22 protein-coding genes and 1 riboswitch are annotated in these 21606 nt (G+C 32.7%); of the genes, 2 read left to right on the forward strand and 20 right to left on the reverse strand.

Annotation, left to right across the window (positions count from 1 at the left end; all coding sequences use genetic code 11):
* Window positions 1-121 precede the first annotated feature (121 nt).
* Entirely contained in the window at window positions 122-1789 is a 1668-nt protein-coding gene (locus tag THEXY_RS08875; RefSeq protein ID WP_013788503.1) for an ABC transporter substrate-binding protein, read from the reverse strand.
* A gap of 284 nt (window positions 1790-2073) precedes the next feature.
* Here THEXY_RS08875 and THEXY_RS08880 point away from each other — a divergent pair, with 284 nt between their 5' ends.
* Window positions 2074-3585: a hypothetical protein gene (locus tag THEXY_RS08880; RefSeq protein WP_013788504.1), complete on the forward strand. Its 1512-nt coding sequence runs from the start codon at window positions 2074-2076 to the stop codon at window positions 3583-3585.
* Window positions 3586-3914: 329 nt separating this feature from the next.
* On the opposite strand, the gene THEXY_RS08885 is transcribed toward THEXY_RS08880, so the two are convergent.
* The 9 genes from THEXY_RS08885 to THEXY_RS08925 all read right to left on the reverse strand — a co-directional run bounded on the left by THEXY_RS08885 (window position 3915) and on the right by THEXY_RS08925 (window position 11528).
* Window positions 3915-4787, reverse strand: a complete 873-nt coding sequence (locus tag THEXY_RS08885) for a carbohydrate ABC transporter permease (RefSeq protein WP_013788505.1) — start codon at window positions 4785-4787, stop codon at window positions 3915-3917.
* A gap of 15 nt (window positions 4788-4802) precedes the next feature.
* Entirely contained in the window at window positions 4803-5774 is a 972-nt protein-coding gene (locus tag THEXY_RS08890; protein WP_013788506.1) for an ABC transporter permease, read from the reverse strand.
* 108 nt (window positions 5775-5882) lie between these two features.
* A complete protein-coding gene (gene uxuA / locus THEXY_RS08895; RefSeq protein WP_013788507.1) occupies window positions 5883-6959 on the reverse strand; it encodes a mannonate dehydratase in 1077 nt (358 codons plus the stop codon).
* A 41-nt stretch (window positions 6960-7000) separates the two neighbouring features.
* Window positions 7001-7687, reverse strand: coding sequence for a GntR family transcriptional regulator (locus THEXY_RS08900; RefSeq protein ID WP_013788508.1), 687 nt, complete (start codon window positions 7685-7687; stop codon window positions 7001-7003).
* A gap of 436 nt (window positions 7688-8123) precedes the next feature.
* Window positions 8124-8426: a ferritin family protein gene (locus THEXY_RS08905; RefSeq protein ID WP_013788509.1), complete on the reverse strand. Its 303-nt coding sequence runs from the start codon at window positions 8424-8426 to the stop codon at window positions 8124-8126.
* Window positions 8427-8509: 83 nt separating this feature from the next.
* Window positions 8510-8992 carry an energy coupling factor transporter S component ThiW gene (gene thiW / locus THEXY_RS08910; RefSeq protein WP_013788510.1) on the reverse strand — a complete coding sequence of 161 codons (483 nt, stop codon included), beginning with the start codon at window positions 8990-8992 and terminating at the stop codon, window positions 8510-8512.
* A gap of 27 nt (window positions 8993-9019) precedes the next feature.
* On the reverse strand, window positions 9020-10324 hold the full coding sequence (thiC, locus tag THEXY_RS08915) for a phosphomethylpyrimidine synthase ThiC (protein ID WP_013788511.1): 1305 nt from the start codon (window positions 10322-10324) through the stop codon (window positions 9020-9022).
* A gap of 114 nt (window positions 10325-10438) precedes the next feature.
* Window positions 10439-10538, reverse strand: a riboswitch (TPP riboswitch).
* A 112-nt stretch (window positions 10539-10650) separates the two neighbouring features.
* Window positions 10651-11154 carry a ribonuclease toxin HepT-like protein gene (locus THEXY_RS08920; RefSeq protein ID WP_013788512.1) on the reverse strand — a complete coding sequence of 168 codons (504 nt, stop codon included), beginning with the start codon at window positions 11152-11154 and terminating at the stop codon, window positions 10651-10653.
* The gene (locus THEXY_RS08925; protein ID WP_013788513.1) at window positions 11151-11528 is read right to left on the reverse strand and encodes a nucleotidyltransferase family protein; all 378 of its coding nucleotides are present in this window, start codon (window positions 11526-11528) and stop codon (window positions 11151-11153) included. The genes THEXY_RS08920 and THEXY_RS08925 overlap by 4 nt, the downstream gene beginning before the upstream one ends.
* 283 nt (window positions 11529-11811) lie before the next feature.
* Between THEXY_RS08925 and THEXY_RS08930 the strand changes: the two genes are divergently transcribed.
* The gene (locus tag THEXY_RS08930) at window positions 11812-12192 is read left to right on the forward strand and encodes a carboxymuconolactone decarboxylase family protein (RefSeq protein WP_013788514.1); all 381 of its coding nucleotides are present in this window, start codon (window positions 11812-11814) and stop codon (window positions 12190-12192) included.
* 57 nt (window positions 12193-12249) lie between these two features.
* On the opposite strand, the gene THEXY_RS08935 is transcribed toward THEXY_RS08930, so the two are convergent.
* The 10 genes from THEXY_RS08935 to THEXY_RS08975 form a co-directional block, all read right to left on the reverse strand.
* Window positions 12250-12834, reverse strand: coding sequence for a YdcF family protein (locus THEXY_RS08935; protein ID WP_013788515.1), 585 nt, complete (start codon window positions 12832-12834; stop codon window positions 12250-12252).
* 184 nt (window positions 12835-13018) lie between these two features.
* Entirely contained in the window at window positions 13019-15100 is a 2082-nt protein-coding gene (locus THEXY_RS08940; protein ID WP_013788516.1) for a phospholipase D family protein, read from the reverse strand.
* A 16-nt stretch (window positions 15101-15116) separates the two neighbouring features.
* On the reverse strand, window positions 15117-15593 hold the full coding sequence (locus tag THEXY_RS08945; protein WP_041592114.1) for a GNAT family N-acetyltransferase: 477 nt from the start codon (window positions 15591-15593) through the stop codon (window positions 15117-15119).
* A 342-nt stretch (window positions 15594-15935) separates the two neighbouring features.
* Entirely contained in the window at window positions 15936-17207 is a 1272-nt protein-coding gene (locus tag THEXY_RS08950; RefSeq protein ID WP_013788518.1) for an McrC family protein, read from the reverse strand.
* On the reverse strand, window positions 17207-19486 hold the full coding sequence (locus tag THEXY_RS08955; RefSeq protein ID WP_013788519.1) for an AAA family ATPase: 2280 nt from the start codon (window positions 19484-19486) through the stop codon (window positions 17207-17209). The genes THEXY_RS08950 and THEXY_RS08955 overlap by 1 nt, the downstream gene beginning before the upstream one ends.
* 131 nt (window positions 19487-19617) lie before the next feature.
* Window positions 19618-19764, reverse strand: a complete 147-nt coding sequence (locus THEXY_RS12650) for a hypothetical protein (protein WP_013788520.1) — start codon at window positions 19762-19764, stop codon at window positions 19618-19620.
* On the reverse strand, window positions 19736-20152 hold the full coding sequence (gene mntA / locus THEXY_RS08960; protein ID WP_225624283.1) for a type VII toxin-antitoxin system MntA family adenylyltransferase antitoxin: 417 nt from the start codon (window positions 20150-20152) through the stop codon (window positions 19736-19738). The genes THEXY_RS12650 and mntA overlap by 29 nt, the downstream gene beginning before the upstream one ends.
* Before the next feature lie 46 nt (window positions 20153-20198).
* Window positions 20199-20660 carry a protein-export chaperone SecB gene (locus THEXY_RS08965; RefSeq protein WP_013788522.1) on the reverse strand — a complete coding sequence of 154 codons (462 nt, stop codon included), beginning with the start codon at window positions 20658-20660 and terminating at the stop codon, window positions 20199-20201.
* Entirely contained in the window at window positions 20657-21055 is a 399-nt protein-coding gene (locus tag THEXY_RS08970; protein ID WP_013788523.1) for a helix-turn-helix domain-containing protein, read from the reverse strand. Before THEXY_RS08970 ends, THEXY_RS08965 begins: the two co-directional genes overlap by 4 nt.
* A gap of 38 nt (window positions 21056-21093) precedes the next feature.
* A complete protein-coding gene (locus tag THEXY_RS08975) occupies window positions 21094-21513 on the reverse strand; it encodes a hypothetical protein (protein WP_013788524.1) in 420 nt (139 codons plus the stop codon).
* Between the last annotated feature and the right edge of the window lie 93 nt (window positions 21514-21606).

A 21606-nucleotide genomic window follows, 5' to 3' on the forward strand; every position in this document is an offset into this window, starting at 1 on the left:
GTAATTCAATTATATACTAAATAATCCCATCATTTTGAACATTTAAGTAAATTTGCCTCACTAACATTTTTCCCTTTGAAGGCATAAGCCATCAAAGGGAAAATAGAATAAACATCAACCATTATTTGTTTTTGCTGCTTTTGTATACATCGTTTGTAAGTTTAACTAATTGATCTACACCTTTAGCATTACATTGTTGAACATAACTATCCCAATCTTTATCAAGTGATGCCACACCTGTTATAAATTTGTATGTCATCTGCTGTACATAATCAGCCAATGGTTGATTTAACATATTATACTGTTCTCTTTGACTTTCGGTAAATGGTACAGGTGGAGGTACAGGAAGCCATTTTCTTTGTGTATTTGCATCATTTTCAAACTTTAATACTTCAGGTGTCATCATTGATTCAGCAAGATCTTTTGGACCCCCATAAATAAGTGCAAATACACCGCCAGAGAAGCCGTAATCCTTCTGCAGGTTCTTTGTACCGCTTGGATTCAGATTCATGAAGTTTACATCAGGCATAAGCTGGAACTTGCCGTTGACTTTCTGATAAGTTACACCTTCAACACCCCACTTTGTAAGCGTCTCACCTGCTTCACTGTACCACAACCAGTCTACAAACTTAAGAAGTTGTGGGAAGTTTGGATCGTCTTTTGCTTTAGATGATATCATTATACCGTTTTCAAGACGGCTACCTGCTAAAACAGCACCTTTTGGACCTGCTAATGGCAAAATCTGTGTAACTTTAAAATTACCTTTTCCTAAAGTATCATTCATCCTATTTATTAAACTATTTTGAATCTCCTGTGTATTTGTCATGATGACAAATGACTTACCTGTTACAAATTTCTGTATTGCTTGGTCATCTGTCTGTGTGAAGCTGGCTGGATCAAGAAGCCCTTCTTTTACAAGCCTGTTAAAATATGTTAACATATCTTTGTATTCTTGTGATGTTGGATAGAACTCCCAATCATCTTTTGAACTGTTGTACAACACATTTCCAGTCGTCCAATCATAAAGTCCGTCACTACTTGATACTGGAATACCAAAAGTTGGAGCCGCATTAAGGAGTAAAGCTTTACCCTGCCATCTATCCGACATAGGATATGTGTTTGGATATATCTCTTTTAATTTTTTCAATGCTGATTCCAATTCATCCCATGTGTTTGGAATCGGTATATTATTTTTCTCAAATATATCTTGTCTAATAGCAAGTGAATATTGTATCGAATAAGTTTGATGTAACATTGGCAAAACGTAGAATTTTCCATCGGCTTGCTTTAATGAATTGATGTCATTTTGTAGTCCCCACTCTTTTACTTCTCTTGAGAAGTTAGGCATTTGATTTATATAGTCGCTTATTGGCAGTATAGCACCTGATGAAACAAATGGTATTTCTTGCCCCGGATAAGTCTTTGGAATTATCTCTGGTGCCTGTCCTGAGCTAATAAGAAGGCTTCTCTTTTGAGAATAATCACTCATTGGCACTATAGTGAGTTTAAGCGTAACATTAGTAGCATCTTTTATGGCTTTCCACAATAGCCAGTCTGGCTTATATGGGTAATTTGGATGGTCGCTATACAGCATCGTAAATTCCAATGGCTTATCTGATTTAAAATGTAAATTTTGTGGATCGTTATTGTTTGTGGCAGTCTGAGTTTGTTTGCTTGTATTGTTGCTGCTGGACGAAGAATTTTTATTTCCGCAGCCTGATAGCAAAACACCTACAACCAAAACCACAACTATCAAAAACGACAACAATCTTTTTGCGCTTTTACTCATATAAAATATCCTCCTCTTAATTATTGAATATTCTCGGCAACTTCTGTTGCCTGATATATCTGAATTTCAGGAGACATATTTTAAATTTATCCCCCAAAATTTCATTCTGAAATCCTTTTTCGATTTCCAATTCATTTACATCTTTATTTACATTGTAAGATTTTTTCTTTATATTTCCCTTTATTTAACATATATGGTTACATTCTATCTTGACTTTTTTAAATCGCCCCAATAATCGAAATGGATGGTGTTTTTACCATACTACTTGTTATTGAGGTGATTTTATGTTGGGCGCATGGCGTTCGCATTCTGATTATCAGTCTTTCCTTGTCGAAAATATTCAACCCATTTATGCTTCAGATAAAAATCGTGTCCTTCAATTTTCTGAAGCTTTATCTAAACTCTATAATTTAGATCTTGATGTTCTTAAACTTGTACTGGAACCTTATTACTCTAATACTGGTTCTCCAGCCAAAAATCAGCCTGAAGTTTTTCGGTCTTTTGTACTTATGTCTCTTCTTAAATGTCACAGTATTACTAAATGGGTTTACATGCTTCATCATGATGACCTTTTGTGTTACATGATTGGCGTGTCTCCTGATAATATTCCTGGTGTTGGTACTCATTATGACTTGATTAACAGGTTATGGCTTGAGGATCCTGATATTGAAAAAGACCGACAGGATTCTCTCCATCCTTTTAAACGCAAACCACGTAAAAAACTTGCTAAAAATCAGAAGCTTCCACCACGCCACCCTGGTATTATACAGAAATTTGTTGATTTGGCTTTACAGGGTAAAATTTTTGAGTCAAGACCTGAGAAGCTTCTTCAACAAATTTTTGCCGATGTTGCTGTTAGGCCTTCCGCCAATGCTGGCATCCTCGGTGATATTGAAAAACTTACTATTTCCGGTGACGGTACTTGCATTAAAACCGGCGGAAGTCCTTTCGGTATTAGAACTTGTGATTGTGCTAATAAGGGTATATTTAATTGTGACTGCCATCGCAAGTTCTCTGACCCCGATGCTCGCTATGGTTGGGATAGTTATCATGAGACATGGTTTTATGGTTATTCTGGTTATTTTTTAGTGACATACAACGAAGAGCTTAAATCTGATATTCCGATTTATCTTCGCTTGGTTGAGGCTCCTCGTTATGATGGTGTTACTGCTATTATTGCTTTGTCTGAAGCAAGGGCTTTGTATCCTGATTTCGTTTTTGATAAATTTATTGGTGATTGTGCTCATGATAATTACCCTACTTATCATCTTCTTAATAAGTGGAATATTAAACCTGTAATTCCGCTTAATAAGAAGAATAAAAACAACAGCAAGTACCAAGGTACTATTAAAATCAATGAAAATGGTATTCCTGTCTGTATGGCAGGATTACCTATGGTTTACAATGGTTTTATGAAAGACCGTAACAGAATTAAATGGCGCTGTCCTTTTGCGACTGGTAAAGTTGATTCATGTAATTGTAAAGATAAGTGCTCCTCTTCTGATTATGGTAGAACCGTTTATACGAAGCCTTCATCTGATCCTCGCTTGTTTACCGTCATTCCACGTGGTTCTGATGAATGGAAAGGCGAGATGAAAAAGCGAACTTCTTCTGAGCGTGTTAACAAAAGGCTTCTTAATGACTATGAGTTGGAGCTATCTAAAACCAGAGGCAAAAAGCGTTGGTCTTTCTGGATTATGATACACTCTATTAATATCCATCTTGATGCTAGATTGAAAAAATCTAAGTTTGATTTTATTTCTATGCTTGATGGATTATTAGGTAGAGTAGCATAAATATTGAGATTCCATATACTGTTAATTTTTAAACCTATTTTATTAGGCTTTATTTCTTATACTCTTTTTTTAAATTGATTTTCATTATTTTACATTTTCTTTCCTCTTTTCAGTATTTTATCGCAAAGGCTTTGTTATTTTCTGTATCTAATTTTTAATTTATGCCATAGTATGACGTTGGAAATTAGTTTCCGAAATCACTCTTATTATTAATTAAAATCAGAATCTTATCATTATGAAAATTTGTTTTTTTGTTACCACCACCTCCTTAAAAATCATCTCAGATAGTCCCTCCTTTTATTTAAATTTAATAATAATTAATGATGCCTTTAGCCTTTTAATGAGCCAATCATGACACCTTGAACAAAGTACTTTTGTATAAATGGATATACCATCATTATTGGTATTGAAGTCAATATTACACTGGCTGATTTTAAAGTTGCTGATATTTGAGCTAAGCTATTAACATCTGAGGTGCTGCTGACAGATGTTTGCTGTGATCCTACAATTATATTCCTTAAGTATAGTGCAACAGGAAATTTTGAGCTATCATCAAGGTATATAAACGGTCCAAACCAGTTGTTCCAAACACCTACCGCATAGAAAAGTGCCATAACATACATTATTGGTTTAGAAAGAGGAAGAATTATCTTAAGCAATATTCCATATGTGCTCATTCCGTCTACTTCTGCAGCTTCTTCCAATTCCGCTGGTATACCTTCAAAGAAAGTCTTCATGACCATTACGTTAAATGTGCTGACTGCGCCTGGAAGCACAACGCCCCATATAGTGTTTCTCATGCCTAAAGCGTTTACTAAAAGATAAGTCGGTATCAATCCACCGCTGAAAAACATAGTAAATACTACAAAGCCTAAAATGATTCCTCTTCCTTTTAACCGCTTCTTTGACAGTGGATACGCCAAAAGCGTAGACAGAAACAGTGAAACAAGGGTGCCTACAATCGTATAAATAATCGTATTCTTATAGCTGGTCCAGAATTCTTTCTCTGCTAAAAGAACTTGATATGTCTTAAATGTAAGGCCTTTTGGGTACAATGATACCAATCCTGCATATACATACTTCTCACCACTTAAAGACACGCTTAATAGATACCAGAAAGGATACAGTGTCACCAATATTACTATGATCATTATTATGGTATTAAAAACTTTAAATACTTTGTATTGTTTCGATTCTTTCATTTATCATCACTTCCCTTACCATAGACTGGATTCTGTGAATTTTCTTGACAAGTAGTTTGCTGTGTAAACCAATGTAAGACCTATCACTGCTTCAAACATTCCTATTGCAGCGGCATAGCTAAAGTTATTTGATACAAGTCCCATTCTGTATAGATACGTCGATATGACATCTGCTGTAGAATACGTCAGAGGATTATACAGAAGCAGTATCTTTTCAAATCCTACTGACAAAAGTCCACCAATGTTTAGTATCAAAAGTATCATTATCGTAGGCAATATACCTGGAATAGTGACGTATATCGTTTGTTGCCATCTGCTGGCACCATCAATTATAGCAGCCTCGTACAATTCCGGGTTGATATTTGTCAGCGCTGCTAGGTACAGTATCGCGCCCCAGCCCATGCCTTGCCATATACCTGAAACGATGTATATAGTCCTAAACCATTGCGGTTCTGCTAAAAAGTTGATAGTATGCCCAATGTAATGCTTCAAAATCATATTGATGACTCCTGATGATGGATCAAGTATCTGCATTATCATATCTGCCACAACAACCGTTGATATAAAGTATGGCAAATATGACACTGTCTGCGTAAACCTCTTAAACCACGTGCTTTTGATCTCATTCAAAAGCAAAGCAAAGATTATTGGAAATGGAAAGCTTATTACCAAATACTCGGCACTTAAAATTATTGTATTTCTAAATACTTGCCAAAACGATGGATCATGTATAAACATATCAAAGTATCTAAGTCCAACCCATTCTGTTCCATACACTGGTCCACCAGGGACAAACCTTCTAAAAGCAATAATATTTCCATACATAGGTACATATCTAAATATGATGTAATACGCTATAGGAAGTATAAGTAGGCTGTACAATTGCCAATCTTTTTTAATAGCTTTTAATGTCTTCTTAAAATCCCTATTCTTGCCTTGTTTAGCCTCCTTTTTGCCCCCACCTTTATTAATCAATACAGAATCCATATGCTTTTTCTCCTTTCTCAGTAAAACAGATAATTACTTTGACTTTGATTTTTAATACTGTCAACTGTTTTCTTATAATAGTTTCTTTCAATTGAAGTAAAGCAATCTTTATTGATGAGACATCTTATCTATTGCTTCCCAAAGCCCATTCAAATATGTCACACCTAAGGCCCTGTCATAAAGTCCATATCCTGGTCTTGCTTTCTCATCCCATATCATCCTTCCATGGTCCGGCCTTATATATCCTTCAAAACCTATATCATAATAGGCTTTCATGATTTCAAACATATCAAACGACCCTTCGCTTGATAAATGCGCTGATTCGTAAAACTTTTTCTCGCCTATAAACTTTATATTTCTTACGTGACCAAAATGGATTCTTCCCATTTTGCCAAAATGCCTTATAAGCTCTGGTATATTGTTTTCGGGGTTTGAACCTAAAGAGCCACTGCAAAGCGTCAATCCATTGTAAGGACTGTCTACAAGGTTTACAATCCTTTCAAGATTCTCCTTGCATGTAACTATCCTCGGCAAACCAAATAGCGACCATGGTGGATCATCTGGGTGTATAGCCATCTTTACATCGTATTCTTCACATGTAGGTATAATATTTTCTAAGAAGTATTTTAGATTATCAAATAATTTCTCCTCGTCTACATCTTTGTACATATCAAACAACATCTTTAATTCTTTTAAGCGATCAAGTTCCCAACCGGGAAGTATAAAACCATTTGAACCATTATCCATGTCTTCAATAAGCTTAAGCGGTTCTTTTCCTCTTAGCATGTCTTCATCATAAGACATCACATATGATCCATCAGGCAATTTTTCATTTAAATTAGTCCGTATCCAGTCAAATACAGGCATGAAGTTGTAGCATACGACTTTTATCCCTAGCTTTCCAAGATTTTTTATTGTCTCCTTGTAGTTTTCAATGTATCTATCTCTCGTCGGCAATCCTAGCTTAATGTCTTCGTGTACATTTACACTCTCTATCACCTCCAGTTTAAGCCCGTAGGACTCCACTTTTGTCTTTAATTCAAGAATTTTTTCAATAGGCCAAGCTTCTCCCACCGGCACATCGTATAAAGCACCCACAATTCCATAGACACCTGGTATTTGGCGAATTTGCTGAAGTGTTACACTGTCATCTTTCTCGCCAAACCATCTAAAAGTCATTTTCATATATCTTACTCCCTTATTGTAGATTTTTAATGCAATGTAATTTATTGTTTAAAATACTCTGGATATTTTTCTTTTAAAAGCACTACATCCCTATCTATCATTGTCAAGTGTTCACTTATTATTTTTAAGCCTTTCTCTTCGTCTTTTTCCTTTATGGCACTTACAATATTTTTGTGATCACCAATGATTGCATCCCAGTCAGTATCAGACGACAATCTCAGTGTCCTTATTCTGTCATAATCACCACTTACAAACCTTATGGCTGACCATACCCTACCCATTTTACAGCCCCTATATATAAGCTCATGCATCTCATTGTCCAGGTCGAATATGGTTATATAATTTTCTTTCATGACGCAGAACTCTTGCTGGTTTATATTCGCTTCTAACTGAAACAAAATATCATCAGGAAATTCTCTACAAGCCTGCCTTATGATTTCTCTCTCAAGATTTACCCTCATGAATTTTGCCTCTTGCGCACGCCTTATATCTATCAAAGAAACAAACGTGCCTTTTTGAGGGTAAATCTCAATCAATTCTTCATTTGCCAGCCTTGTAAATGCCTCTCTAATAGGAGTCCTGCTGGTTTCAAACGTATTAGCTATATCATTCTCTGACATAACCTCGCCAGGCTTTAAATTGATGTCGATTATGTTCTTTCTGATCATCCTGTAGATGTAGTCTTTTTTAGACTCGTACGTATTGTTTTCCAAAAGTTCCAATCCCATCACTTCACATCCCCTATTTTAATACTTGTATTCTTGTATACTAGCATATTAATATTCATATTCTTATATATTCGACATAATTTTTAAAATTCCTTCTTTTTTTATTTGATTTTTCTTATGTTTAAAAATATTTTATAGGGGACATAAAGCGTAATGAGTCAAGTAAAAATCACTTTAGTTTTAGAACTTGTATACTAGTATATTAATATGTCGCTCTTTATATTATATAATATTCTACGCGAATTTCAAAAATCCTTCTTGTTTTAAAAAAATTTTTTTGGAAAAATAAAACAGAATTAAAGTTAAAAATAAGGCACAAGAGGGTTTTTACTTGTGCCTTGATGGTTAAGCTAAAATGTAAAAACAGATTTTAGATCAATGATGAGATCTTCAAAAATTGAAACTTTAATTTAGGTGAAATTTTACTATACCTATTCTATTTATTTTTTTCAATCATTTCTTCTACTTCTTTTGCTCCTTCTTCATACAGTTTTTCTTCGTCTGGAGATAATTCCTTCAAAAGCCTTAAAAATTCTCCGGCATGCACTCTTTCTTCGTTTGCTATATCTACTAAAACGTCCTTTGCTAATTTGTTGTCTGTTGACTCTGCTAGCTGCATGTACAACTGTATAGCCTCATACTCTGCCGCCACCATAAAACGTATAGCTCTTATAAGTTCCTCATGTGTGATCTTATTTTTATTTGCAAGCCCAGCAAATGGAATACCAAAATCAGGCATACTATAGCCCCCTTTTTTATTATGAATATTTGATTGTAAATTGATTATATCACAAAATTAGGAATTTACCGAATTACCATATTTTATTTATAGACCTTTTTCGACTTATCCAAAACCTTAAGCAAAATAAGGGCCATGATGCTTCCTGTCACTGTATTTATTAAAAATGGAGTGACAAAGAAAAATGCTCCTACATCTTTACCAATGATATATTTGGCTATTGGAAATGCCACAAGACCTCCTATTATCCCTGTACCAAAAACCTCCCCTAATGCAGCTAAAATCTTTTTTCCTGTCAATTTATATAAAATTCCTGTCAATAAAGCGCCAATCATGCTACCGGGAAAAGCCAATAGTGTTCCAGTGCCCATTATGTTTCTGATTATGGATATTGAAAATGCAATTAGTACTGCATATCCTGGACCAAGTGTCACTGCAGATATGACATTAATTATATGCTGTATAGGGGTCGTTTTCGAAACACCTACAGGGAAAAATACAAAATTTGCAAAAACTACACCGATTGCAATCAGCATAGCTGAATAAGTAATCTTTTTTATATTCATTTACAATCCTCCCAATTTTTAAAAATCCTATCTTAACAGGCTTATATCTTCTCCTGAAATAACTCTATTCATGTTTCTTACAGCACACATATTTCCACACATTGTACATGTTTCACTATCATGTGGCAGAGATTCCCTTCTGTACCTCTGTGCTTTTTCAGGATCTATTGCTAATCTAAATATTTCTTCCCAATCAAGCTTTTTCCTGGCATAAGACATATCATTATCCCATTTTTCTGCATTGCGTATACCTTTTGCCAGATCTGCTGCATGGGCAGCTATTTTAGACGCAATGATGCCTTCCTTCATATCTTCAATCGTTGGAAGCCTCAAATGTTCCGCTGGTGTTACATAACACAGGAAATCCGCCCCACTTGCTGCAGCAATTGCACCGCCAATTGCACTTGTAATATGATCATATCCAGGTGCAATATCTGTAACGATTGGCCCCAATACATAAAAAGGTGCACCATGACATAGCTTTTTCTCTAACAAAACATTTGCTTCAATTTCATTTAGCCTCATATGACCTGGCCCTTCAATAATCACTTGAACATTCTTTTCATAAGCTCTTTTCGCTAATTCTCCAAGGGTTATAAGCTCTTTTATTTGGCATGCATCTGTGGAATCACTTATGCAGCCTGGCCTCAATGCATCGCCAAGGCTTATCGTTACATCGTACTCAGCACATATGTCAAGAATATCATCAAAATACTCATAAAAAGGATTTTCCTTATCATTTAATTCCATCCACGTATATAACAAAGAGCCTCCGCGAGAAACGATATTTAAAACTCTTTCATTTCTTTTGAAAATTTCCGCTGTCTCTCTATTGATACCTGCATGGATAGTCATAAAATCAACACCGTCTTGTGCATGCCTTTCGACGATCTTTATAAATTCTGAAGGAGTTATGTCTTTTAAATCTTTGTCATAATATCCCACAGCATCATATACTGGAACAGTACCTATCATGGCTGAAGAAAAACCTATCAATCTGTTTCTAAATTCAAAAGTTTTACCATACGAACTTAAATCCATGATAGACTCTGCCTTCATTTCTATCGCCTTTTTTGCCTTTTCTAATTCTGCATCCACATTGTTGCAATCCCTTGATACACCTAAGTTTACATTTATCTTTGTTCTAAGCCCTGCACCTACACCTTCTGGACTTAATGCTTCATGATTTTTATTTGCCGGTATAACTACTTCACCAGAAGCTACCTTATTCAGCAATAAATCCACTTCAATATCTTCTTTAGCTGCCACAACATTCATCTCTTCTGTAACAATTCCTTTTTTTGCTGCGTCTAATTGTGTAGTGTAGTTCATTTTAGTCATCCTTTCATAAATTATTTTTTTAATACTTGTAAAATAAAGGGGAAAAAGAAGGTAGTATTTGATGTCATTGAATAATAAAAAAAGCCTTACCGCATGGTAAAGCTTTATAATCAAAAGCTTGCTTCCCTACGGTAGTATTAACTACATCAGGTTCTAAGGGTCAGGTTTTACCTTCTCAACCAGAATGGTTCCCCCGCAAACTAATTTCACAAATATTAAATTTAATCTAATTATACGTTAAAACTCTAAAATTGTAAAGGCAAAAAATTATATCCACAGTATTTAAGTAAAAGCAATTGAATATCGTAAGCCTCAAATCACTCCTCTATCATGATAGATTGCATGTCTTCTATAAACTGTGCTACATCCTTTCTTAAATTATCAACAGTATGGGGGAAAATATCTAGTAATCTTTCTATGCGTTCTGATACTAGGTTAAATCCATAAACATTACGAAATACATGACGAAATCCTCTAAATTCATTAAGCAAAAACTTTGAATTAGAACTAATAAAAGCCGGCCTTTCTCCTTCTATAGGAGTCGACATTTGTTCAAGTAATTCTAGATGCCATTCAGAACTTGAAGGGATCAAATTATCTATATTTCTACCCACAATTTTAAACATATTCTCAACGGAAGTATAAAAATCGTGAAAAATAGAGCCAACAGCCCTTAGCATGAAATCATCAGCCAATTTCTCTCTTCTGTTTTTACTATCTAATAAGCCTCTCTCATTTAAAGTATCATATAATTTTTGTATATTCTCAAGTTCTAACTGTAGTCTTGCTAATGTAACTTTAATTTTATTAATATCCGTCACTCTATAATCCTCCCTTCTCTTAATATTTCATTTAGCAGAGATTTATAAGCTTCTTTTTGCGTAACTATGCTTATTTTATAAGGCTTTGCAACATTTTCAACATCAATCAACATTGTCCAATAGTTAAATTTACTATCATCCCATCCATCAATAAAAATATCAATATCAGATAGATTATCAAAACGGTCATCTCTTGCAAGTGAACCATACAATATAACCTTATCAACAAAATACTTTTCTTTTAATATCTTTGCAATTTTATATACTCTATCAAAAGCTTCTTTTTTTCTATACGTTTCTATTTCTCTATCTTTCTTGACTTTTATACGCCATGTTTCACGTATATTTTTTCTCTCTTGATCCGAAAGCGGCACAATATCACCACCTAAAATTTATACGGCTTAATTTTATCATTTTACATCAAAATAATCAATTCACTTAAAATATATAATAAACCATAAATTTAACGCGTATGATAATAAAAATTTATAGAAACCATAACAGGAACTTATATGTACAATATCTTTTAGTTGTTTCAAAGCTTACATAAGCTGAATTTTCACCATACTTGCATTCACAATAGAATAGTAGTATCATTATGTTGTACCCCATCATAGAGGGGTGGGTATGTTTTATTTCATTTTTAGGAGTGATAGTATGGCTATAGGTGTTAAATTAGTTAACAAGGAAGAGGCAAGCCCAGAAGTAAAGCAAATATTTGAACAAATAGAAAAGCAGATGGGATTTGTTCCTCCAACAATGCGGGCAATGGCAAATAAGCCAGAATATTTAAAACTATTTCTTCAGAAATCTCAAGTGGCAATGGGCCCAGGGAAAATCGACTCTAAAACAAAACTTTTTGTCGCTTTAACTGTGTCAATTTTAAACAATTGTGAAATGTGCATAACCGCATACACCAAAAAATTAAAAGAAGCAGGCGTAACCGATGAAGAAATAGTTGAGCTTCTATCAGTTATCGATCTGATGAGCGGTTTAAACCACTTCAACAATGGGCTTATGATAAAACCAACCGAATAAATAAAGTGCGCTTTCACCAAAAAGGCTTTCCTTCTCCTATGACAAAAGGAAAGCCTTTTAATCTATTAGCATTCTAAAATACATATACAATAATGCAGGTGCTTCCCGTAAAAAGCCGTATACTTCTTCATAAAAATACCTTTTTACAAATACTCCTGAATAGCTTGCATTTATTCCTGCTTCTTTCGCAATTATGCTTGCCCTTTTCAGGTGAAATTTGTTTGATACAATTATTGCTGTCTTTAGCGATTTTTCATCCATAATTTTCTTAGAATTTTCAAGGTTTTGCAATGTTGAATACGACTTATCGTCTTTTAATATAGTATTATAAGGTATACCATTTTTCAAAAGATATTCCTTCCCTGCTTCTGCCTCAGATACATCCTCACCAGGTCCTTTACCGCCAGATACAATAATGTACTTACCAAGTCCCTTTTTATAAAGCCTTATAGCTTCATTTAACCTTTCCTTAAAAAAAGGACTCGGATTTTTTCCGTAAACTGCACAGCCGAGGATAATAATGGCATCAGATTTCACCGGTTTTGCATTATATGCAAATATGATCACCTGTAACTCTGCTATGATATTTAAAAGCACGACAAAAGTTATTAGCGATGCAGTAATTTTTATAAGAAGTTTCATCATAACCCCCAAAATTTCTTTTAATTTAATAGAATTCTATATTGAATTTAAAAATCCCTAAAAAGTGGCTCTTGGAGCAATTATTAATTGCCTTAAACTAATTATCATAAAATGTACGTACTTATTCCTTTTTCTATTCCCTTCTTTCATGTTTTTAACTTCTTCTATTCACATCAAACATCATTTATCTTTTTATGTATTTTTTTATTGTGCTAATAAAAGAATTTCTTGGTTTAATTCCTATATAATTATAGAATATATCACCATTTAATAACAATATCTGACTATCTTCTTTAACACACCCGATACCTAAATAATTTACAATGTTTTCTCTTTCACGCGGATTATTAAAAATAATCGATGTATTTACATATATTGTACCATCATCTTTTTCTATAAAAGCATCCCTATTATTTTCATAGATGTTCTTCCATATCTCTTTGCCTCTTTCCTCATAATCATAAAATGGTTGATGTGGAAACCATTCAGGTACATTCATTCCACATTCTTTATAATATTCTTTAAAGATTTCTCTCGCCAAAAATAAACAGTCATTTTCTTTATAAAGAATCTCCTCATTTTTGATTTTTTCTGCAATTCTATAAGAGAAATCTTTAAATAATGAATTGTCAATTTCAGACTCTATTTCATTTAGATATTTTTTAGATTCTGCATTAAATTCTTTAGTATTAAATTCGCTGTCAACCTGTATATAATATATTCTTCTCAAAACTTGACTTGTGGTATTAAATTCTCTTACATTTGTTGTCCCTATCATTACAGGGTGTTTCCCAGTTGTATTATTGCTAATTTCCTTAATAATATTTTCACCAGTTTTCCCAGTAAAAAATGAAGAGGGAATTTCATCTACAAGAATAGGTGCAAGATATTCAGAGTCAAAGTAGCTTTCTAATTTATTTTTATCGACTGTTCTTCCGCTTTGTATTAAACTATAAGGTATATAATATGGGCTGTTATTGCCAAGCAATAGACCTATAAATTCTAATGCTGTTGTTTTGCCAGAAGCAGCCCTTCCTGCAATAACTAAAAATACCGGAAAAGTAGATCTATTGCTTTCTGAACTTGTTTTTAGGACAATTTCTTCTCTCAACTTCCAGATATAAGGCGACATAAATGAGAATAAAATTATCTCCATTATTTTGGACTGATATGTCTTGTTTGTTTTAAAAGTAAATAATTCATAGGCATTTACAAAGCGATTGATTAATTCAAGGTTTTTTCTTATATTCTCTATATCAATTTTTTCTGAAAATGGTTTATAAAATTCATGATTGTTTTTATCAACAACAGAAAGAGTATTTGTTTTATCCATGAATCTATAAAATTGCCTAACATCATCTGTGATATTTTTAGAAGCTTTTAATATAATAGTTTCAATTTGCAAAGTTTGCTTTTTTAGCTCATCGGGAGGTTTTAAGATATAATTATTTCCCTTCTTTTTCGTAATATGATTTATTATATTGGTTGACCTTTGAATCTCTTCTTTTTTTACTTCATAATGTTCTTCTAATTGTTGGGATCGGGATTTTAGTTCAGCCATTTGTTCATCTGTCAATACACAAAATTTATTGCGATTTATCTCTAAATCATTATTTAATATTTCTGTTGCTACCTCTTTGCTAAACAATATTACAGAAGGATTCTTTAGATATTTTTTTCTTATTATGTCAGGAATATAATTAACTCCCGCTTCAAACAATGGTTTAAACCTCTGATTATAATATAAATCGTACTTTTCTACGTCATTATCAAATATAATGATATCTTCATACTGCTTTTTATTAATAAAAGCTTTTTCTGTAAGATTTGCAGAACCAATCACCACTCTCTTAAAGCCTGTTTCGCTGTTATTTAGAAGATAAATTTTCGAGTGAATGGGAGCATCTAAGGTAAATCTGATAGAAATACTTTCATCACAAATTTTTTCTTTAACTTCTTTCTGTAAGTCGTTCCAAAAGTCTATTCTTCCTTTGATATCAACGAATTTTTCTATACCACTTGTAAATGACGATAAATATTCTGAATCATCAATGCCAATTATAAATTTGACTTTTTTAAAGTCTTTAACGACTTTTGAAAAGAAAGCGGGTGAAGAAACATAAGTTACAGCATAGAATTCGTTGAAAGTATTTGTATCAAATATATCTTCAAATGTCATATCAACAATTTTGTCATCTTTAACAACACATAAATATTTTTTTGTTGGATTATCATCGATTTGTTCAAGCAAACTTATCTGCTCCATGGCGGCGCCTTCCTTTTCAAATCTTCAATTCCATTCTTCTATTTCTTGTCGTCATACCTAAACTTTCATAAAACTTTATCGCATCGCTGTTAAATTCCCACACAGTTAATTCTAGCGCATCATAACCTGATTTTTTTGCATAATCAACAATATGTTTAAATAGCATTTTCCCCATGCCTTTTCTTCTATGAGTGGAACTAACACATAAATCATCTATATAGACAAATTTTCTCTCTTTAAGAATTGGAACATTTCTCGTAGTTATTATTTCTACAATGCTGTAAGCTATTATTTCATTATTGCAATCTTCAGCCACAAAAACTTTCGTTTTATCGTCATTTAATATCTCCTTAAATCTTTCTTCCGTAAATGGATTCTCCACGTCTACATACACATCCGGCCTATTTTTAACATGTAAACTATGTACTTCTTTAACAAGAGTACTTATAGATTTATAATCATTAAATAATGCTTCTCTTATTTTTATGTTCACTATACAATCACCTGGATTTATATTATAATTATAGGGCATTCCATTTTTATACCAACTAATATTAGTTTCTTTACAAGATTTGCCTAATATAATAAACACTCCATATTTGTAACCTGATCTGTTAGCTCGGTATATTCTTAATACCGTATTATACTTTAACTTACATTTTTATCTTTTCTAGCATCATCACATGTAGTATTAGTGAATAGCTTTAATATTAAAATAACATTTTGTAACAAAAAGTCAAGAAAATAGTTATTTATACCTGTACTGTGCTAACTAAAAGTAATTCATTATTTTTGCAATCTTTTCTGCTTCGTTATGGTTCCAGATAGTAAATGTTCAACTCCAAACAACTTCATCGATATAATTCATCAATTCATACCTTCTACTTTCATCAGTAATTAACTCTGCAATTTTAATAAGATTTACTGGTTGTAAGATTATACTTGCTATTTTTGAACCTGAAACAGGATCATTAATGTCAATCTTTTGTATAGTAGGAATATCACTTGTGGCTGGATAAAGTATTGTTGAAGCCTTATTTCCAATACCACTTACCGCATAAACCGATAACTGATATAACATCTCCCGTGGCAAGTCGTCATGCCATAAATCTCTATACTTGGCATCTATTAACTTTATTACCTTACCATGCTTGACAATTGCAAAGTCTGGCCTCGGTGTTGGAGACTTTTTTAGGCGTGGGTTAAACTCTGCAACATATGTAAACATATCATGCAAGCTATACTGACATTTCACAGAAAAACCTCCGCCAAAATCTTCTAATAATCGTCCTATCAATGTTTCAAAAAATGCATTCATATCGAAAAAATATCCATTAAGGTCAATTGAACTTAAACCATCCTCTAACTGTATCCCTTGTGATTCATACAAGATCTTTATTATTCTAAGTATAGAGGAATATCTTTCTGTCAGTCTATTAATACTATTCCAAGCACGGTTCAAGCTAGTTCGCGTAAGAATAATATCGCATACATTTTCTTTAAGATAAGAAATCAATCTTTGAAGGCTAAATTTTAATCCATCATCCATTACCAGCTTCAACCCGAGTCTTAAACCAGAAAGTAAAATCTGATTAAGTATATTGTCTTCATCTCTAGCAAAGTATCTACACGGCAATGTATCCCTTATTAGTTCACCTTGAGCACAAAGCTTATTCATATCAATTCTGCCTCTTGGCGATGACAAACATTCTTCTTCCTTTATATAGCTTTTTTGAAGTCCTCTTTGAATCAAATCTTCTGCCTCAACATAAAGTTCATAAATAAGCAAATCAAAAAAAGAAAAATTACCTATGTTATGCTCTCCGGTATTAAATAACTTTAGATCTCTAAGTCCATATGCATATCTTAGAAGCTGATACAATGGTAGCCCCTTTATCTTAGGATAAACATTAATCTGTAAATCCCCAAGTTTAACTCTTCCAACATATGAATTACTCTTGATTGATAGGCCACCTCTAATCTCTATAATTTCTAATATTCCCTTGCCCGTAAGAACTTTTGCTAAATTGCGAGCATTGCTATCCGATAATTCTATACCATCCAAAACTATGCTGTCCCACTCTTTTAAACTGATTGTCTTGGCCATCATGATTCCTCGCTATTATTTTGATTATCTTCACTGTCATTATCTTCATCTGCTATATCATCATTGGTTGTCTCCACGCCTATGCGAATATCAGGACATGGTGATAGTAATGCTGTTACTAAATCAGAAATATCCGGTGTATCAAATAATTCATATCTAATCGTCTGATTTTTTACATCTACAATACTTTCACCTAAAATTTTAGAAATCAATTCATAATCACCATAACAATATTCTTCAATAAGCGGAATAATATCTTCTTTTATAATTCTTTTAAACTTCTCATTATCTATAATGGGTTTTTCCTTCTCTAAAAAATATGAATGGCCGATTTGCAGATTGCAAGCATCTTTGCCAAGGTTCTCACATATTCTACTATTTAATTCCTTTAGCCATTCTGCAAGTGGTAAACCTTCAAATGCCACACCATCAAACAGACTATAATCTGGCATTAATTCTATGAAGCCAAATCGTCTGCGAAGTGCAACATCTAAAAGAGCAATCGAACGATCCGCTGTATTCATCGTACCTACAATATACACATTGTCTGGCACTTTGAAAGATTCATTTGAAAGTGGAAGTATAACCTCTTTGCCGCGCTTTCCCACTTCAATAAGTGTAATGAGTTCTCCGAAAATACGTGATATATCTCCGCGATTTATCTCATCAATAATCAAATAAAAGTTTTTATCTGAATTTTCCATTGCATCTTTGCATATTCTCTTAAATATCCCATCTTTTAATTCAAATACCGTTTGATTATTTACAATCCTTGGTTTAATTCCTTCTATAAAATCTTCATATCCATATGATGGATGAAAACAGCACATGCGAACATAACCATTTGTCGTACTGTCACCCAATATCAAAGCTTTTTCATTCTGTGAAAGTGAATCATAAGGCTTGTGAAATAGACTTCTTGCAGCAAATTCACTGCAAGCTTTTTCAGCATAGTATGTTTTCCCTGTTCCAGGAGGTCCATATAAAATGACTTGTTTCTTGCGCGCTAGTACACCTTCTATTTCTGCAACTGTACCCGTAAGAGGTTTTAATATAGGCTTAATCATAATTTCATCGCTTTCTTCATTCATCAATCTTCTAATTTCGAAAATGTTATTAATATCTCTATATTGGAAACAGGCAGTTAGTTTCCCAGTGCTAGTTTTTGGTAAATGAACAGGTTCTTTAAATATTTTTACCCATTCGACATTTCTACAATGTGAATAAGGTCTATCTTTTACATATTCATAATTCCCAACAACTTTACCTATTCCTAGTACTTTCTCACCAAGTACTGCTACTACAACATCTCCAATTTCAATATCTCTGTAAAATCTTATGATTTCTCCAACTTTTCTACTTGCTACATTATTATCATATCCATAAAGTTTTTTAAGTTCCTGAGCAATATCCTCTTTAATGCTCTTACTTTCATCATATGAAGTCAAATTACCCAGTTTTGCCCAGCCTATGCCTACATATGAATTTGACTTCATATCCTCCCAATAGCTATTGCCATTATCACCTGTGCCAATCCTAAAATAGTTTACAGGCGGTCCAAACAATACACACATTGAATTCATTACATAACTTGTAGGTAATCCTGTCTTTTTTGTGATTTGCATTAATTGCCCAGACAACGTATAAAGTTTATCATCTTGCACTGGCTTTATATTGCAGCAAATAAGGGCATGTACTTGCCATCTTGTAGAATGAAAGGCATCTATTTTATTTGGATACAGCATATGATAGTACTTATGCACCCATCCAAGTTTTTGCTTATTATAAACTAATGTGTTACTTAATTGTTCCTGTAGTTTTATATAGTCTTCTATACTTGCATCATCTGAAAGTTTATCAATCAAATTTGCTCCAGCAACTAAAGCATCTCTTATTTTTCTGCCAAGTTCAACCGCTTTATCAATGGATAAAATAGTAGGATTCTGAGGGTTACCTGTGACCCATTTGCCGTCAGAGCTTCTTTTAAACATGATAAACTTATATGAACTACCACCGGAAATGCTGCCATAACTATTAGAATTAGTTTTAAATTCATCATCGTTTTTGAATTCCAGCCAATAACTTAATCCATCTTTATTACCAATATTAAAGATAGTATCTATCAAAAGTTCACCATCTAAACTTTTTAATCTCTCAGGGCTGAATTTTTCTTTAAATATATTATACCCCTGATTTAATTGTTCAAGAGGCAATAGTTTTTTATCTGTCAGGAGTTTGTCACAAGTCTTCTTTATTTCCTCTAGTACATGATCATCCACTAAAATACCTCCATCTCAATCATATATAATTTTTTGTTACTCTTGACTTTGTCAGTTATTCATCAAAACTCATCTCAAATCTTAATACTTTTTTGAAGAAGTTGGTCCATCGTTTTTGAATTGCATCATCATTAGCTAATTGTGATATTATAGCAGAAGAGCATCTTTCCTTTTATATTTTCTTCATTAACATCTTGTGCCACTGATTTCAGCAATATTAAATTTTTTTGAAGCTCTTTTATTTTATTATTAATTGTTTCCAATATGCTTTTTGTCATAATCTCCCTCCAAAACATTCTCTATCCATTCTTTGACAAACTCCATCTGAGTCCTCCTGAAAGGTTCCATATCCATATATTCTCTTAAAGTTTTCACTTCAAATTCAACTTTTATATCTTCATTTTCTTCAAAAATAAGTTTGCCAAATTTAATTATCTGATGCCTCAATACCGGGTTTGCAGTATTTAATACTACCAGATCTATATCATCTCTTTTAAATATAGAAATTAAATCTCCAATCAAATTAAGCTTATCCATATAATCATAGCCATCGCCAAAAAGCACGGCAATATCTAGATCACTGTTCTTTGTGTTATTGCCCTTTGCATATGATCCAAATACATATATCAGTTTTATATCATAATTTTTTTTAAGTTCATCCAACATACTTTTAAATATTTTTTCGACTTCATCAATATCCTTCTGTAACACTTCAATTCACCTTTTTTGCTCCATTATTCTTTTTCTGCTGTATTAATTTAAAAATATTTACCATAGGCAATTTTACTGGTGGATTTATTCCAGAAAGAGATGTAACAGTTAAAATATATGCCCGCGATAACTGAGAAAGTGTCGTTAAGCCATTTAGCTCCAGCATGTCAAGAAAATCCTCTTGTTTTAACTTTTGAGTATTTCCAACAAATACGCCTTCCATAGTTAAATTAATTTTAAACAATATTGAATTCTTAACTTTTGCCTTTATCACAGTTATAAATTCAATATATCCTATATATTTATCTTCCAATTCTTTAACTTCTTTTATATTATAATCAAAATCGTAAGTAACATGTACTTTAAACTCATTTGTTCTTATATCTCTCGTCTCAATTTTAAAATCAGATACCCTATTCCCAACAAACTGAAAGTCTGCTAACACCTTATTTACATTAATCATGACCCCACCGCCAATTTAGTCTCTAATTTCTTATCTGTTTCATCATTTAGGTTTTCTTCAAAGTCAACTGTATCCCAGATTTTAGCTTTGCTATTCTCTTCCCCAAATATTATCTTAAAATTCCATCCTAGCTTTTTTGAAATTTTCCACAGTTGTTCAATGGTTGGATTATATTGACCACTTTCAAGTTTTGATACCATTGATTGCTTAATTTCCAATTTCTCAGCAAGCTGTTTTTGCGTCAAATCATTTTTAATCCTAAATTCATATATCTTCATAGAAATCTCATATAATATATCATCTAATTCAAACTTTTCTTTTGTCGATTCATCAGCTAACTCATCAATTAACTTCCATGCATCTCCTAATTTTAATTTATTGTCTATAAATTCCATAATTAATTCCCTCCTAATTTTAATAACATAACAGCAAGCTAATCCAGCAGCTCTCTTATTTCATCTAATCTTTCTTCTGCAATATTAATAGCCTCTTTATAACTACTTTTGCTATTATTTTTTGAATTTTTTTCTTCAAATGTACATAACAATAATGCAATATTTTGTTTGTTGTATCCAGTAAACTTAAAAATTATCCTTATATTTTTCGATCCCTTAAACTTCATTGAATACAATCCATCGGTTTTCTTTAAAATTTCAAACCAATCTCTTTTCTTATAACATTGATTTTGATACTCTTCTAAAAATTTAAGTCTTTGCCTATACATTCTTATAAATTTTTCCTTATATCCGCTATATTCCAAAATATTCTTTAATTCTTCTTCAAATTTAGGATGTGTATAAATTTTAGTACTATAAAATTGCTCCGGATATATTATATTATACAACACCTTCATTATGTGTCTCCTTACTTATATTATATTACTTATAAGTAATAAACACAACTATATTTAATAAAAATATTACTTATAAGTTATTTTACCCGCTTT

Origin of the sequence: Thermoanaerobacterium xylanolyticum LX-11, from assembly GCF_000189775.2 — a bacterium.
Taxonomy (GTDB): Bacteria; Bacillota; Thermoanaerobacteria; order Thermoanaerobacterales; family Thermoanaerobacteraceae; genus Thermoanaerobacterium; species Thermoanaerobacterium thermosulfurigenes.

Coding starts and splice junctions, on each gene's coding strand:
- THEXY_RS08875 (WP_013788503.1), bottom strand. CDS start 1,789: ATGAGTAAAAGCGCAAAAAGATTGTTGTCGTTTTTGATAGTTGTGGTT.
- THEXY_RS08880 (WP_013788504.1), top strand. CDS start 2,074: ATGTTGGGCGCATGGCGTTCGCATTCTGATTATCAGTCTTTCCTTGTC.
- THEXY_RS08885 (WP_013788505.1), bottom strand. CDS start 4,787: ATGAAAGAATCGAAACAATACAAAGTATTTAAAGTTTTTAATACCATA.
- THEXY_RS08890 (WP_013788506.1), bottom strand. CDS start 5,774: ATGGATTCTGTATTGATTAATAAAGGTGGGGGCAAAAAGGAGGCTAAA.
- uxuA (WP_013788507.1), bottom strand. CDS start 6,959: ATGAAAATGACTTTTAGATGGTTTGGCGAGAAAGATGACAGTGTAACA.
- THEXY_RS08900 (WP_013788508.1), bottom strand. CDS start 7,687: ATGGGATTGGAACTTTTGGAAAACAATACGTACGAGTCTAAAAAAGAC.
- THEXY_RS08905 (WP_013788509.1), bottom strand. CDS start 8,426: ATGCCTGATTTTGGTATTCCATTTGCTGGGCTTGCAAATAAAAATAAG.
- thiW (WP_013788510.1), bottom strand. CDS start 8,992: ATGAATATAAAAAAGATTACTTATTCAGCTATGCTGATTGCAATCGGT.
- thiC (WP_013788511.1), bottom strand. CDS start 10,324: ATGAACTACACTACACAATTAGACGCAGCAAAAAAAGGAATTGTTACA.
- THEXY_RS08930 (WP_013788514.1), top strand. CDS start 11,812: ATGGCTATAGGTGTTAAATTAGTTAACAAGGAAGAGGCAAGCCCAGAA.
- THEXY_RS08935 (WP_013788515.1), bottom strand. CDS start 12,834: ATGAAACTTCTTATAAAAATTACTGCATCGCTAATAACTTTTGTCGTG.
- THEXY_RS08940 (WP_013788516.1), bottom strand. CDS start 15,100: ATGGAGCAGATAAGTTTGCTTGAACAAATCGATGATAATCCAACAAAA.
- THEXY_RS08950 (WP_013788518.1), bottom strand. CDS start 17,207: ATGGCCAAGACAATCAGTTTAAAAGAGTGGGACAGCATAGTTTTGGAT.
- THEXY_RS12650 (WP_013788520.1), bottom strand. CDS start 19,764: ATGACAAAAAGCATATTGGAAACAATTAATAATAAAATAAAAGAGCTT.
- mntA (WP_225624283.1), bottom strand. CDS start 20,152: ATGTTGGATGAACTTAAAAAAAATTATGATATAAAACTGATATATGTA.
- THEXY_RS08965 (WP_013788522.1), bottom strand. CDS start 20,660: ATGATTAATGTAAATAAGGTGTTAGCAGACTTTCAGTTTGTTGGGAAT.
- THEXY_RS08970 (WP_013788523.1), bottom strand. CDS start 21,055: ATGGAATTTATAGACAATAAATTAAAATTAGGAGATGCATGGAAGTTA.
- THEXY_RS08975 (WP_013788524.1), bottom strand. CDS start 21,513: ATGAAGGTGTTGTATAATATAATATATCCGGAGCAATTTTATAGTACT.